We start from the raw sequence: 15,034 nt of genomic DNA on the forward strand, positions 1-15,034 counted from the left end.
GATTAGATAAAGTTTATATATAGATATGTACACATTCTCAAATAAATTAAAGACATTTTCTTTCGCACTAATGATTTTAGGGTTATTAGGAGTTGGATATGGTTTTATGACATCTCATAAATCCTTTGAAGACGTGGAAGCCATATTAGCGGAAGAAGCACATCATGGAGGTGGTCATGGCGAAGAAGCTGCACATGCTGCAGTAACAGAAAACGCACATGATACACATGCAACAGAAAATGCACATGCAGAGGATTCGCATGGAACGGAAGCTGGTGCACATGTAGACGAACACAAAAAACATGTAGAACATGTACAACATCAAATTGCAAATAGACCTTGGGCTGCATTATATGTAGCGGCATTCTTCTTTATGATGATTGCACTTGGAGTTTTAGCTTTTTATGCAGTACAATGGGCTTCCCAATCTGGTTGGTCTCCTGTTTTATTTAGAGTAATGGAAGGTATCACAGCATATTTACTTCCTGGTGCTTTAATAGTTATAGGTGTTGCAGCAGCATCCCACTTTATTGGTCACAACAATATATTTGTTTGGATGGATCCTGAAGTAGTTGCACATGATAAATTAATACAAGGAAAATCTAGCTGGTTAAATATTGGCTGGTTTATTGTTAGAGGTTTAGTCTTTACAGGTGGTTGGGTTTTATATAGACAATTTTCTCGTAAATTCTCTATTGCTCAGGATAATGCAACAGATGACAAAAACTTTAAAAAGACTTTCCGTATTTCAGCAGCATTCTTAGTGTTCTTTTTATACACTGAATCAATGATGTCTTGGGATTGGATTATGAGTGTGGATCCACACTGGTTCTCTACCTTATTTGGATGGTATGTATTAGCAGGAATGATGGTTTGCGGTATTACTGTAATTGCATTTATTTCACTATACTTAAAATCTAGAGGGTATTTAGAACTAGTAAATGATAGTCATTTACATGATTTAGCTAAATATATGTTTGGGTTTAGTATTTTCTGGGCTTACTTATGGTTCTCACAATTCATGTTAATTTGGTATGCTAATATTCCTGAAGAAGTAACATACTTTGTAACTAGAATTGAAGATTATAGATTACCATTCTTTGGAATGTTAGTACTTAATTTAGTATTCCCATTCTTAGTATTAATGAATAGTGATTATAAACGTATTCCTTGGTTTGTAGTTATGGCAGGTATTGTAATCTTAATAGGGCACTATGTAGATGTTTTCAATATGATTATGCCAGCAACAGTAGGAGATAGATGGTTTATAGGAATTCCTGAAATAAGCGCAGTATTTTTATTCGCAGGATTATTCATATATGTAGTATTTAATGCTTTAACAAAAGCACCGTTATTAGCAAAACGTAATCCTTTTGTAAAAGAAAGTGAACATTTCCATTATTAATAAGATATAAATAAAGACGATAGACAACAATGACTGCTTTATTAACAATTTTAGTTTTAGTATTTATAGCAATTGCCATTTGGCAGATGGTTAAAATATTTGATTTAGCTCAAGTAGGTACATCAAATAGCCAAGTTGCAACAGATAAAGATAATACCTTAAACGGTTATTTAATGATAGGTTTCTTAGCCTTCATTTATTTAATAACTATTTGGAGTGTTGTAGAATTAGGTGATTTACCTTTAATGTCTAATTCGGCATCAGCACATGGTCCTGAAGTAGATAATTTAATGATTATCTCCATGGCACTTATTTTTATAGTGCAAACCATTACACAATTTCTTTTACATTATTTCGCTTTTAAATACAAAGGAGAAAAAGGTAAGAAAGCATTATTCTTTGCAGACAATAACACATTAGAGTTTATCTGGACAATCATTCCAGTTATTGTATTAGCAGGTTTAATAATCTACGGATTGTTCACTTGGTCAGATATAATGAATGTAAATGAAGATGATGATCCTTTAGTAGTTGAATTATATGCACAACAGTTTAACTGGAAAGCTAGATATGGTGGAGCAGATAATACTTTAGGAAAAGCAAATGTTCGTTTAATCGATATCGATAGAGCTAATATTTTAGGTCTAGACGAAGCGGATCCAAATGCACAAGATGATGTAATTACTTCTGAGTTGCATTTACCAGTTGGTCGTACTGTATTATTTAAAATGCGTTCACAAGATGTATTACACTCTGCATACATGCCTCACTTTAGAGCACAAATGAACTGTGTTCCTGGTATGATAACACAATTTGGATTTACACCAACAGTTACTACTGCAGATATGCGCCAAAACCCAGACATGGTAGATAAGGTGGCTAATATTAACAGTATTAGAGTAGAAAAAAGCAAGAAATTAATTGCTAAAGGAGAAGAAGCTCTAGAAAGATATGATTTTGATTATTTGTTATTATGTAATAAGATTTGTGGAAAATCACATTACAACATGCAAATGAAAATTATTGTAGAAACTCAAGAAGAGTATGACGCTTGGATGAAAGAACAAAAAGCTTTCAAAAACTCACTAATTAACTAAATTTAATAAGACAAAAGAATATTAAATTATGTCAGCACACGCAGATACACACGATCACGAAGCACACGAAGAGCATCACCATAAAGAAACTTTTGTAACTAAATATATATTTAGCCAAGATCACAAAATGATTGCAAAACAGTATTTAGTTACTGGTACAATCATGGGAGTTATTGGAGTAATCATGTCTCTTATGTTTCGTATGCAAATTGCATGGCCAGAAGAGCCAAATGTAATTTTTGAAGCATTATTAGGTAAATGGGCTCCAGGAGGAGTTATGGATGCAGATATTTATCTTGCATTGGTAACTATTCATGGTACCATCATGGTATTCTTTGTATTAACAGCAGGATTAAGTGGTACCTTTAGTAACTTATTAATTCCGTTGCAAATTGGTGCACGAGATATGGCTTCCGGGTTCTTAAATATGGTATCCTATTGGTTATTTTTCATCTCTTGTGTGATTATGTTAGGTTCCATTTTTGTGGAAGCAGGACCAGCAGCAGCAGGATGGACAATCTATCCGCCATTATCTGCATTGCCAATGGCATCCGGTGGTTCTGGTATGGGGATGACGTTATGGCTAGTTTCTATGGCTATATTTATTGCTTCTTCTTTATTAGGATCTTTAAATTATATAGTTACCGTAATTAACTTACGTACTAAAGGAATGTCTATGACTAGACTACCTTTAACTATTTGGGCATTCTTTATTACAGCTGTTATTGGTGTAGTATCATTCCCTGTTTTATTATCGGCATGTTTATTATTAATAATGGATAGAAGTTTCGGTACATCCTTCTTCTTGTCTGACATATTTATTCAAGGTGAAGTTTTACATTATCAAGGTGGTTCACCAGTATTATTCGAACACTTATTCTGGTTCCTTGGGCATCCAGAAGTATATATTGTAATTTTACCTGCAATGGGTCTAGTATCCGAAATTATGGCAACCAATTCCCGTAAACCTATTTTTGGTTACCGTGCAATGATTGCTTCTATTTTAGCAATTGCTTTCCTTTCAACAATCGTTTGGGGTCACCATATGTTTATTTCAGGTATGAATCCTTTCTTAGGATCTGTATTTACATTCACAACCTTATTGATTGCAATTCCTTCCGCAGTAAAAGCTTTTAACTGGATAACCACGATTTGGAAAGGAAACATTCAAATGAATCCAGCCATGCTGTTTTCTATTGGATTTGTTTCTACTTTCATTACAGGAGGTTTAACGGGTATTATTCTTGGAGATTCTGCATTAGATATTAATGTACACGATACGTACTTTGTAATTGCACACTTCCACTTAGTAATGGGTATATCTGCTCTTTACGGAATGTTTGCAGGTATCTACCATTGGTATCCAAAAATGTTCGGAAGAATGTTAAATAAAAACCTTGGTTATATTCACTTCTGGATTACTGCAATATGTGCTTACGGTGTTTTCTTCCCAATGCACTTTATTGGAATGGCAGGTTTACCAAGACGTTATTATACAAACTCAAACTTTCCATTATTTGACGATTTAGCAAATACAAACGTAATCATTACCGTTTTTGCTTTAGTTGGTGGAGCAGTACAATTGATTTACTTATATAACTTCTTTAGCAGTATGTTCTTTGGTAAGAAAGCAGAGAAAAACCCTTGGAGAGCAACGACTCTTGAATGGACAACAGAAGTTAAACACATACATGGTAACTGGGCAGGAGATATTCCTCACGTATACCGATGGTCTTATGACTATTCTAAACCAGGACATGATGTAGATTTCGTTCCTCAAAACGTTCCTTTAAAAGAAGGTGAAGAAGAACTTCAACATTAAGATATACCTGTATTAACAGGAACATCATAACAATTACGAAAAGACCTTTGGATATATATAATATTCCAAAGGTCTTTTTCATTATATTTGTTTTGAGCTGAATGCACTTCAACTTTGTATTAGATAAATTAAAAGAGATTCCCACTTTCGTGGGAAGTAAACATGAACGAAAACCTAAATCCAACCGACGAGAATTTTTCACCTGAAGAATTTGATGTCGAAAAACAGTTAAGACCACTATCTTTTGACGATTTTACTGGTCAAGATCAAGTATTAGAAAATCTTCAAATCTTTGTGCAAGCAGCAAATGGTAGAGGGGAAGCTTTAGATCATACGCTTTTTCATGGTCCTCCAGGTTTAGGTAAAACAACCTTGGCACATATTCTTGCAAATGAGTTAGAAGTCGGAATTAAAATTACTTCAGGGCCTGTTTTAGATAAACCAGGAGACCTCGCAGGATTACTTACCAATCTTGAAGAAAGAGATGTGCTATTTATAGATGAAATACATCGATTAAGTCCAATTGTGGAAGAGTATTTATATTCTGCAATGGAAGACTACAAAATAGATATTATGATTGAAACCGGACCCAACGCAAGAACGGTTCAAATCAATTTAAATCCATTTACACTAATAGGAGCAACCACTCGTTCTGGATTATTAACAGCACCAATGCGTGCGCGTTTTGGAATTCAAAGTAGACTCCAATATTATAAAACCGAATTACTAACTACCATAGTACAACGTAGTGCCGAAATATTAGATGTACCCATTTCTATGGAATCTGCTATAGAAATTGCAGGACGAAGTAGAGGAACACCTAGAATAGCCAATGCATTACTGCGTCGCGTTCGTGATTTTGCGCAAATAAAAGGAAACGGTAGCATAGATATTAAAATTGCCCGGTATGCATTAGAAGCACTGCATGTAGATGCACATGGTTTGGATGAAATGGATAATAAAATTCTAACCACTTTAATCGATAAGTTTAAAGGAGGACCAGTAGGTATCACCACATTGGCAACAGCGGTAAGTGAAAACTCCGAAACTATTGAAGAAGTTTATGAGCCTTTTCTTATTCAACAAGGATTTATTATGCGAACACCTCGTGGAAGAGAAGTAACAGAACTTGCTTATAAACATTTAGGAAGAGTTAAAGGTCCTACGCAAGGCGGTTTGTTTTAATTTATAACCGATTGAAAAGTATTTTATTATCCAACTATGAATCCTAAAAGGATTTAGTAAATGCGTAACTTAGAGGAGTATAAAATATTTATATAATATATAAATGAATAATAAAATACCAGAAGTTTCTCTTTTTAGTTTCGTTAAGCATTCCTTAGAAATCCTTAAAAACCCACTTCCTTTTCATCATAAATATTTTGAAAAATTAGGAGATGTTTTTTGTTTAAAAATAGGTTTTAAATCTAAAGTTGTTTTTAGTCGAGATGCAGCATTGGCAGAATATGCACTTCAGAAAAACCAAAAGAATTATATTAAGTCAAAAATTCAAACAGAAGATTTAGTAAAGTATGTTGGTAAGGGTTTGCTAACTTCGGAAGGAGAGCATTGGCGAAAACAACGTAAACTGATTCAGCCAGCTTTTCATAAAAACCAATTAAATAATCTATTAGATAGTATTCGTGATGCTATTCTTTCCGAATACGGAAAAATTACACTGCACCAAACTATAGATATTTTTCCTATATGCAATGATTTAGCATTTCAAACGGTGGTTAAATCGCTATTTAGTAGTGCCGTAAATCAGGAAGAGATTAACAGATTACAACATATCACAGAATCTGGACAAAAAATGTTGGTTAAAGAATTGCGACAACCTTATTTAGGATGGTGGTTTCAGTTAAGCGGGAAATTAAAGCATGAATTGGATTTAACACAAGAAGCACGAAATATATTACGCCGTATTGTTAATGAACGCAAAGCTTCCGCTGAAAAACATAACGATTTATTAGATATGCTTTTAGATGCTAGATATGAAGATGGTCAAGCCATGGAAGAGGAGCAACTCATTGATGAAATTCTAATTCTTTTTACAGCAGGACATGAAACCACATCTAATGCGCTAACCTTTATATTTCAATTGTTAGCAAAACATCCAGAATGGCAAGAAAAAATTCATGAAGAAATAGTTAAAGTGGATGCAGAAACCGATGATTTAATGACGCAGATTATGTCTTCAAAAGTAACGCAACAAGTAATAGAAGAGGGCATGCGATTGTATCCTCCAGCTTATTTTATAGATCGTGTAAATGTGCAATCTGATAGTTTTAACGGTTTAGATTTAGAAGCAGGTTCTAATTTATTATTTTCTGTTTACGAAATACATCGCCATCCTGATTTATGGGAGCAACCAGAACAGTTTATGCCAGAGCGATTTGGGGAAGGAAGCAGGAAATTCTCCTCCCAGTATTTTCCATTTGGAGCTGGACCAAGAAAATGTATAGGAAATAACTTTGCTATGTTTGAAATGATTTTGGCAGTTAAAGAACTAGTGAAGAGTTTTAAAATTCAAGCCCAATTTGAAGCAATAGAAATTACGCCATTAATCACATTAAAACCCAAAAATGCGTTTCTAAAGTTTGAGATAAGAGCATAATGATAGATAATAAAGCGAAATACACAAAAATGATAAAAGACGAAGCCAAACGCCTCGATTTTTTGTCTTGTGGTATTAGTAAAGCTACATTTTTAGAAACCGAAGCACCAAGATTGGAAAATTGGTTAAATCAAAACATGCATGGCGAAATGCAATACATGGAAAATCATTTTGATAAACGGTTGGACCCTACAAAATTGGTGGGCGATTCTAAATCTGTGATTTCGTTATTACTAAATTACTATCCTTCAGAAGTACAAAATCAAGACAGTTATAAACTGTCGAAATACGCATATGGTACCGATTATCATTTCGTAATAAAAGATAAACTCAAACATCTTTTACAATACATTCAAGAGGAAATTGGGGAAGTTTCGGGACGTGCCTTTGTGGATTCTGCTCCAGTTTTAGACAAAGCGTGGGCTGCAAAATCTGGTTTAGGGTGGATAGGCAAACACAGCAACCTACTCACGCAACAAACAGGATCCTTTTATTTTATAGCCGAACTTATTGTAGATTTAGACTTAGAATACGATTCCATTACCACAGACCATTGCGGGACATGTACTGCTTGCATTGATGCTTGTCCTACACAAGCCATTACAGAACCGTATGTAGTAGATGGCAGTAAATGTATTTCCTACTTTACTATCGAGTTAAAAGAGCAACTACCAAACAGCATGAAAGGTGCTTTTGACGATTGGATGTTTGGTTGTGATGTTTGCCAAGATGTTTGTCCGTGGAATAAATTCTCAAAACCGCATAAGGAGCCACTTTTTAATCCGCATCCAGAATTGTTAGCAATGACAAAAAAAGACTGGGAAGAAATTACGCAAGAAACCTTTAGTAAAGTGTTTCAAAAATCTGCAGTAAAGCGTACCAAGTTCTCTGGGTTAACGCGAAATATTCAATTCCTTAAAGAATAAAATTCATCTTATCGTCTAATAATTAATGTTTTAGAACAAAAACATTTTGTTTTGTATAGAAAATTTTCTATATTTAGTTATTGTTAATCATAAAAGTAGAATACGAAACAGAAAGGAAATAACTAAAAAAGAGAAAGCCTCTACTAGGTAAAGGCTCTCATAGGTTCGCTAAAACCAAAATAAACAGTGTTTATCTTCTATAAAGATACAAAAAAATTAAATAAGATAAAAGCAAGTTTGTTTTGAAGAGTGTAAAGCTTACACACTTTAAAAAGCCGTGCATACCGAAAAACGTATAGAGTAGGTGATCTTATTTAAAATATATAAATATGAAAAATTTTAAAAATGTAGTGTCGGTTATTACTTTGACTATGGTGATGTTGGTTTCATTTAATGTTAATGCGCAGAATAAAAAAACGGGACCGATTATTTTAGATCCAGGGAATTCAACTATTCCTGATGATATTTCTAGACAACACAATGAGATGTGTTTAGATATAATGGAATATTCAGGAGTCTCTGGTAAAAATTCATTTTCAAAAAATCAACAAATAATAAATGAGTATGTTGCAAAAAAATATTCCGCACAAATTGTCAAAAACTTAGACTCTAAAACTCTATCTAGTCCATATTTATTACTTAATGAATGTGAAAAGAATATTTCTGCAAACATGTTTGGTTCAATGAGGAGTATTTTAAATAAAACTGAAGGGCTTAAAAAAGCTGAAATTGTTAGTGTTTTAGATAAAATATTAACTGATAAAAACACGTATTCAAAGTTGAATGAAGTTGAATCAAAAAATTTAAAACGATCAATATCTTTATTTAAAGGGTCATTAGAATTGTGGTCTTCTAAACAAATGGATGCGATTACAACCCACAAAGGATTTGGTGCAGTAAATAGCAATTATAAAGTTGATCCAGATGATTATTGGAAAATAGCAGCATGTGATTTTGTAGGTTCGTTTGCTGGATTATGGGCTGGTCCAGGTGGAGCTGTTGGTACAGCAGTAATTTGTTCTGTTAATGCATATATAAACCAATCTTAAATTTAACTTATTAAAATATTTCTTATGAACAATTATCAAAAACTATCAGTTTCTGTATTATCTTTTATTTTTTTAATGCTATTCATGAATATTTGCTTTGAACTTTTAGAAAAAAAAGCAATTATTTCTAGCTTAATTTGTGGCACACTAGCAGGTGTTTTGATTTTTTACTTAAATAAGAAATTGAAAAAGTAGTTCAATATAAAGAAGAGAAGCATGCTTCTCTTCTTTTCTATAGATTTTCAAATGAAAAAAATAATACACATAGCAATGCTGTGCCTAACCACTATTGCCTTTTCTCAAGAGAAAACAGTAAGACAAACTATTTTTGTAAATACAAGTTGGGAAGGGAAAAGGTGTAATGGTAGTAATGGTTTGTGTTATATAAGTAGCACAAACAAAGCTCAAGCAAACACACAAATAACCTATAATAAAGAGAACACCATAACTTTAATTATAGATAGAACTAAAATTACAAAAGAGGAAGAATATAAAATTGTTGGGCAGCACCTAACCGCAACCTCTAAAGTAAATGAATTAACCTTTATAATGGAGGAGGATTTAACGCTAGAAGCAGAAACCAAAACAGGTTTGAAAACAGCAAACCATCTAACCAAAATAGCAAAGGGGAATTATCCAGTAGTAATTACAAAAGAGACGTTTACTATAACTTTAAGACTAGAATAATATGGTACAATTTGTAAAACATTTAATAGCAATTATACTCTTGTTCTTTATATCCTATTCTGGTTTTGCACATGTAAAACCAGAAAATGATATAGCTATTGTTTTAAACGAATTAGAACAAGAAACAAAAGCTGTAACTTCACATTATGATTTGAAAAACACTAGTTTACAGCAAAGACTTATCGTTATAAACACAAAACTCGCAACAACAAATAATACAACCAAGCAAGTTGCACTTCTTGTAAAAAAAGACAAATTAAAGGAAGAATTAAATTTAAGCGCTTTATCCGAAGCCAGTGATATTAGTAAAATACGCTATTTAAAAGGCTTGCAGATTATTAAAATACTATATGAAAAAACCTTGAGTTTAGATCATCATTTTGCAACCGTGGCTACTTTTAATGAAATTAATAATTTGAGCAATCCTAACAACTATCCAGAGTTTGCTAAGATGAAAGACGTAATTAGTAGTAAGCAAGATAAAAAAACAGGATTTAACTTATCTAGCATTTTAGGAGATAATATATATACTTCTGTCGTGCATTCCATAGTATCCTTATTTACAAATTCTAGTTCTAGTCAGATAGAAAAAGAAACAGATTTAAAAGATGTCGAATGTATTTTAGATTTTACGTTGCGTATGCATAATGATTTAAATACCATCTATTTTGAAACTGCTTTTTTGCAAAAGAGTAATGATAATATTATTATAGAGTTAGAACAGTTATTTGTAGATTTTACAAAACCTATTCAGTATAAAACACCTTTAAAGGAATGCAGAAATGCAGACGATTGGGACGCTGTTAGAGAAAATCTTAATGGGTTTTTAGAAGAATTAAATAAAGTGATCAGTGACGAGGCACAACGCTATAAAGCGCATAAAATGCAAATAAATCTAGAGTTTCCTATAGATAGGTTATTGCAATTTATTACCCAATATAATTCGCATATAAATCAAGGTGCAAAATTCTATGAAAAGTTTGGTATTATGCTTAATAGTTATGAAAATGAAAAGCAATGTGCTTCAAAAATACCTGCAGAGTATAAAACCTTAAAAGAAAATATTAAAATCAGTATTGATAAGTTTAATACGGCTTACAAACCTGTTGAAATTAATGGAAGTAAAATGAAACAAGTCCTCTACGGAATTAATGAATACGATTAGTTTCTTTATTTCACATAGGAAAAACTACGGAATCAAATATTAGGTATGTAACGATAGAAACATTAGGTTGTAGATAAGAGTAACATACGACATCAAAATAAAATTAGTTAATTTTGAAATGTCTGAAGAATTTTCTCGACTACTATCGATTAATTAAAAAAAGAAAATAAAAAATGAAAATAGCACATAACCTTTTAGGTTTGTTTTTAGTACTAAATCTTGTAGCATGTAAAGAAACTACAAAAAAAGAAACAGCTACTAGTACGGAAGTGAAAATAACGGAAGCTGAATATAATATTCCAGATTCTTGGGTGCAAGAAAGAGTTGCAAAAGCAAATAAAAGACTAAATGCTACAGAAGCAGGTAAAGTGTTATGGAGTGCTATGGAAGCACATGGAGGATTAGATAAATGGTATGGGAATGGTTATTTTTCTATGCGTTTTAATTATGAACCAGTAGATGGTAAAGGAATTAGAGATTCTTATCAAACGATAGACACTTGGAGTAATAAGGCAAGACATAATAGTATTACAGACACAACATCTATTTTTGGTTGGGATGGTCAAGAAGCTTGGATAAAAGCAAAAGATAGCACATCGTTTGCCTATGATACTAAATTTTGGGCTTTAACACCATTGTATTTTTCAGGGCATCCATTTGTCTTGGATGGTGAAGGTGTGAATCTAGAATTATTACCAGAACAGGAATTTCAAGGAACTATGCAAAAGGTAATAAAAGCGACTTATGATGCAGGTGTAGGTTCTGCTCCAGATGATTATTATATTCTGTATATAAATACAAAGACGAATTTGGTAGACGCCTTTAAATATATTGTTTCTTATCCAAAGTACTTTCCAAATGGAGGGCACGCACCAGAAAAAATTACGGTTACACAAGGAACGACTACTGTAGACGGAATTGTTTTTGCAACCGGGTTTAAAACCTATTGGTCAACTAATGATAAAGATGGACTAGGGGAATATATCACTAAAATAAGTGTTAGTGATCTTAGTTTTTCTCCAACTGTAGAAGAGAATTTCTTTTCTAAACCAGAAGGAGCAAAAGTGTTAAAGAATTAGTTTTAATAACGAATAGTATAATAAAAGCCTTAGTAATCCTCCTGTGATTACTAAGGCTTTTTGTTTTTAACAGGTTTTATTTGCTTCCATATGAAGGGGTTTATTACATCCGTTATTATACTATTTCTGTTTGCTTTTTTCTATGCTCTGTTCTACTAATAGTTTATATTTGCTAGTTCCATAAAACGATAGTAATTATGAGTAAACAAAGCAAAAGAAGAGAAGCTTTAGTATATCACGCAAAGCCAACTCCAGGAAAGATAGAAGTAGTACCTACAAAAAAATATACAACACAAAGAGACTTGTCTTTAGCGTATTCGCCAGGTGTAGCAGAGCCTTGTTTAGAAATAGAAAAAGATAAAGAAAACGCTTATAAGTATACCGCAAAAGGTAATCTTGTAGCGGTAATATCTAACGGAACAGCAGTTTTAGGATTAGGTAATATTGGTCCGGAAGCATCCAAACCAGTGATGGAAGGAAAAGGACTTCTGTTTAAAATATTTGCAGGAATAGATGTTTTTGATATTGAAGTAGACACCGAAAATGTTGAAGAATTTATAGCTACTGTTAAAAATATAGCGCCAACTTTTGGAGGAATTAATCTAGAAGATATCAAAGCTCCCGAAGCTTTCGAAATTGAAAGACGCTTAAAAGAAGAGTTAGATATTCCGGTAATGCATGACGACCAACATGGTACAGCAATCATTTCCGCGGCAGCATTATTAAATGCATTAGAACTTTCAGAAAAAAAGATTGAAAATGCTAGAATAGTGGTTAGTGGTGCTGGAGCCGCGGCAATTTCATGTACGCGATTGTATCAAGCCTTTGGTGCAAAACGCGAAAATATTGTCATGGTAGATAGTAAAGGTGTGATTCGTGATGATAGAGATAATCTAACCTCACAAAAAGCAGAATTTGCAACCCATAGAAAAATTGACACCTTAGACCAAGCAATGGAAGATGCAGATGTGTTTATTGGTTTGTCAAGGGCAGATGTGGTAACACCAAGCATGTTAAAAGTCATGGCCAAAAACCCAATAGTTTTTGCAATGGCTAATCCAGATCCAGAAATAAGCTATCAACTAGCAGTAGATACTAGAGATGATATTATTATGGCAACAGGTAGAAGTGACCATCCTAATCAAGTGAATAATGTACTAGGATTTCCATTTATTTTTAGAGGTGCTTTAGATGTTCGAGCTACTGCAATTAACGAAGCTATGAAAATGGCAGCAGTTAAAGCGCTAGCAGAATTAGCAAAAGAAGCCGTTCCTGAACAAGTAAATATTGCTTACGGCGAAACTAGATTAACATTTAGTAAAGAGTATATTATCCCAAAACCTTTTGATCCTCGTTTAATAACAACGGTTCCTCCAGCTGTAGCAAAAGCAGCTATGGAAAGTGGTGTAGCAAAAGAACCAATAGAAGATTGGCAAAAATATGAAGACGAATTATTAGATCGTCTTGGTAGTGATAATAAAATAGTTAGGCTTTTATTAAATAGAGCCAAAACAAACCCAAAGCGTGTAGTATTTGCTGAAGCAGATCAATTAGATGTTTTAAAAGCGGCACAAATTGTATATGAAGAAGGGATTGCACATCCAATTCTTTTAGGAAGAAGAGATGAAATTGAAAGACTAAAAGAAGAAATAGAGTTTGATGCAGATGTGTTAATTATCGATCCTAAATCGGACGAAGAATTAGAACGTAAAAACAGATATGCAGATGCCTATTGGCAACAACGTAAACGTAGAGGAATTACATTGTATTCTTCGCAAAAAATTATGCGTGAGCGTAACTATTTTGCAGCCATGATGGTGAATGAAGGCGATGCAGATGCACTTATTTCTGGTTATTCTAGAAGTTATCCTTCGGTAGTAAAACCAATGTTAGAACTTATTGGGATGGCACACGGAACAACGCGTGTTGCTACTACCAATTTAATGATGACCAAACGCGGACCTTTATTTTTAAGTGATACCGCAATTAATATTGATCCAACAGCAAAAGATCTAGCGATTATTGCGCAAATGACTGCTAGAACAGTAAAAATGTTTGGTATGGATCCTGTGATGGCAATGACTAGTTATTCTAACTTTGGTTCTTCCACAAATGAGAAAGCTTCCAAAGTAAGAGATGCAGTTACTATACTTCATAAAGCATACCCAGAAATGGCAGTAGATGGTGAATTGCAAACCGATTTTGCTTTAAATAGTGAAAAAATTAAAGAAGTTTTTCCTTTTTCTAAATTAGCTGGAAAAAAAGTAAATACGTTGATTTTTCCTAATCTAGATGCAGCAAATATTACGTACAAATTATTAAAAGTGCTTAATAAAGCAGATTCTATTGGGCCAATAATGATGGGAATGCGCAAGCCTGTTCATATTCTTCAGCTTGGTGCAAGTGTAGACGAAATTGTAAACATGACTGCAATTGCTGTTATTGATGCACAAGAAAAAGAAAAATGGAAATTAAAACAGAAGAAAAAGTTAAGTAACATGTAAGTATTTTACCGATTAAATTAACATTTTATTGTGATTTAACATATCACAATGGTATTGCACAATAATTTTATTACATTTGAGAGTTTAATGCGAACTTTTACATGATTACACACATACAAGGAAAATTAGTAGAGAAAAATCCAACAGATGTTGTTATAGACTGCAATGGAGTAGGTTATATGCTTAATATTTCTTTACATACATATTCTCAAATACCAGATCAAGAAAACCTAAAATTGTATACGCATCTTCAAGTGAAAGAAGATTCGCATACTTTATTTGGGTTTTCTTCATTAGCAGAAAGAGAAATGTTTAAATTGCTAATATCTGTAAGTGGTATTGGTGCAAGTATTGCACGTACTATGCTTTCTTCATTAACGCCAAAACAGGTTAGAGAAGGAATAGCAATTGGAGATGTAGCTTTAATTCAATCTATAAAAGGAATTGGAGCAAAAACAGCACAACGTGTTATATTAGATTTAAAAGACAAGGTTTTAAAGATTTATGATATTGATGAAGTTTCAGTATCTCAAAACAATACAAGTAAAGATGAAGCGTTATCTGCTTTAGAAGTTCTTGGTTTTAATAAAAAGCAGGCAGAGCGTGTGGTGGATAAAGTTATTGCTATCCAGCCAGATGCTACCGTAGAAGTAATTATAAAACAAGCTTTAAAAAATTTATAA

The 15,034-nt window shown here is 33.0% G+C and carries 12 protein-coding genes; all 12 read left to right on the forward strand.

The window, feature by feature from the left end; genetic code table 11:
- The first annotated feature begins 25 nt into the window (after positions 1-25).
- The 12 genes from FG167_RS07500 to ruvA all read left to right on the forward strand — a co-directional run bounded on the left by FG167_RS07500 (position 26) and on the right by ruvA (position 15,034).
- Positions 26-1,405 carry a quinol:cytochrome C oxidoreductase gene (locus tag FG167_RS07500; protein ID WP_203460796.1) on the forward strand — a complete coding sequence of 460 codons (1,380 nt, stop codon included), beginning with the start codon at positions 26-28 and terminating at the stop codon, positions 1,403-1,405.
- A gap of 29 nt (positions 1,406-1,434) precedes the next feature.
- Entirely contained in the window at positions 1,435-2,502 is a 1,068-nt protein-coding gene (locus tag FG167_RS07505; RefSeq protein WP_203460797.1) for a cytochrome c oxidase subunit II, read from the forward strand.
- 28 nt (positions 2,503-2,530) lie between these two features.
- Complete coding sequence (locus FG167_RS07510; RefSeq protein ID WP_203460798.1) at positions 2,531-4,324, forward strand: cbb3-type cytochrome c oxidase subunit I; 1,794 nt, start codon at positions 2,531-2,533, stop codon at positions 4,322-4,324.
- A gap of 162 nt (positions 4,325-4,486) precedes the next feature.
- A complete protein-coding gene (gene ruvB, locus FG167_RS07515) occupies positions 4,487-5,509 on the forward strand; it encodes a Holliday junction branch migration DNA helicase RuvB (RefSeq protein WP_203460799.1) in 1,023 nt (340 codons plus the stop codon).
- A gap of 103 nt (positions 5,510-5,612) precedes the next feature.
- Complete coding sequence (locus tag FG167_RS07520; protein WP_203460800.1) at positions 5,613-6,941, forward strand: cytochrome P450; 1,329 nt, start codon at positions 5,613-5,615, stop codon at positions 6,939-6,941.
- Complete coding sequence (gene queG / locus FG167_RS07525; RefSeq protein ID WP_203460801.1) at positions 6,941-7,867, forward strand: tRNA epoxyqueuosine(34) reductase QueG; 927 nt, start codon at positions 6,941-6,943, stop codon at positions 7,865-7,867. The genes FG167_RS07520 and queG overlap by 1 nt, the downstream gene beginning before the upstream one ends.
- 329 nt (positions 7,868-8,196) lie before the next feature.
- Complete coding sequence (locus FG167_RS07530; protein ID WP_203460802.1) at positions 8,197-8,916, forward strand: hypothetical protein; 720 nt, start codon at positions 8,197-8,199, stop codon at positions 8,914-8,916.
- 246 nt (positions 8,917-9,162) lie between these two features.
- Complete coding sequence (locus tag FG167_RS07535; RefSeq protein WP_203460803.1) at positions 9,163-9,603, forward strand: hypothetical protein; 441 nt, start codon at positions 9,163-9,165, stop codon at positions 9,601-9,603.
- A 1-nt stretch (position 9,604) separates the two neighbouring features.
- Positions 9,605-10,768, forward strand: a complete 1,164-nt coding sequence (locus tag FG167_RS07540) for a hypothetical protein (protein ID WP_203460804.1) — start codon at positions 9,605-9,607, stop codon at positions 10,766-10,768.
- 173 nt (positions 10,769-10,941) lie between these two features.
- Positions 10,942-11,847: a hypothetical protein gene (locus tag FG167_RS07545; protein ID WP_203460805.1), complete on the forward strand. Its 906-nt coding sequence runs from the start codon at positions 10,942-10,944 to the stop codon at positions 11,845-11,847.
- A gap of 197 nt (positions 11,848-12,044) precedes the next feature.
- Positions 12,045-14,351, forward strand: a complete 2,307-nt coding sequence (locus tag FG167_RS07550; RefSeq protein ID WP_203460806.1) for an NADP-dependent malic enzyme — start codon at positions 12,045-12,047, stop codon at positions 14,349-14,351.
- Between the two features lie 101 nt (positions 14,352-14,452).
- A complete protein-coding gene (gene ruvA, locus FG167_RS07555) occupies positions 14,453-15,034 on the forward strand; it encodes a Holliday junction branch migration protein RuvA (RefSeq protein ID WP_055443763.1) in 582 nt (193 codons plus the stop codon).

It is taken from the genome of Lacinutrix sp. WUR7, from assembly GCF_016864015.1.
Classification (GTDB): domain Bacteria; phylum Bacteroidota; class Bacteroidia; order Flavobacteriales; family Flavobacteriaceae; genus Oceanihabitans.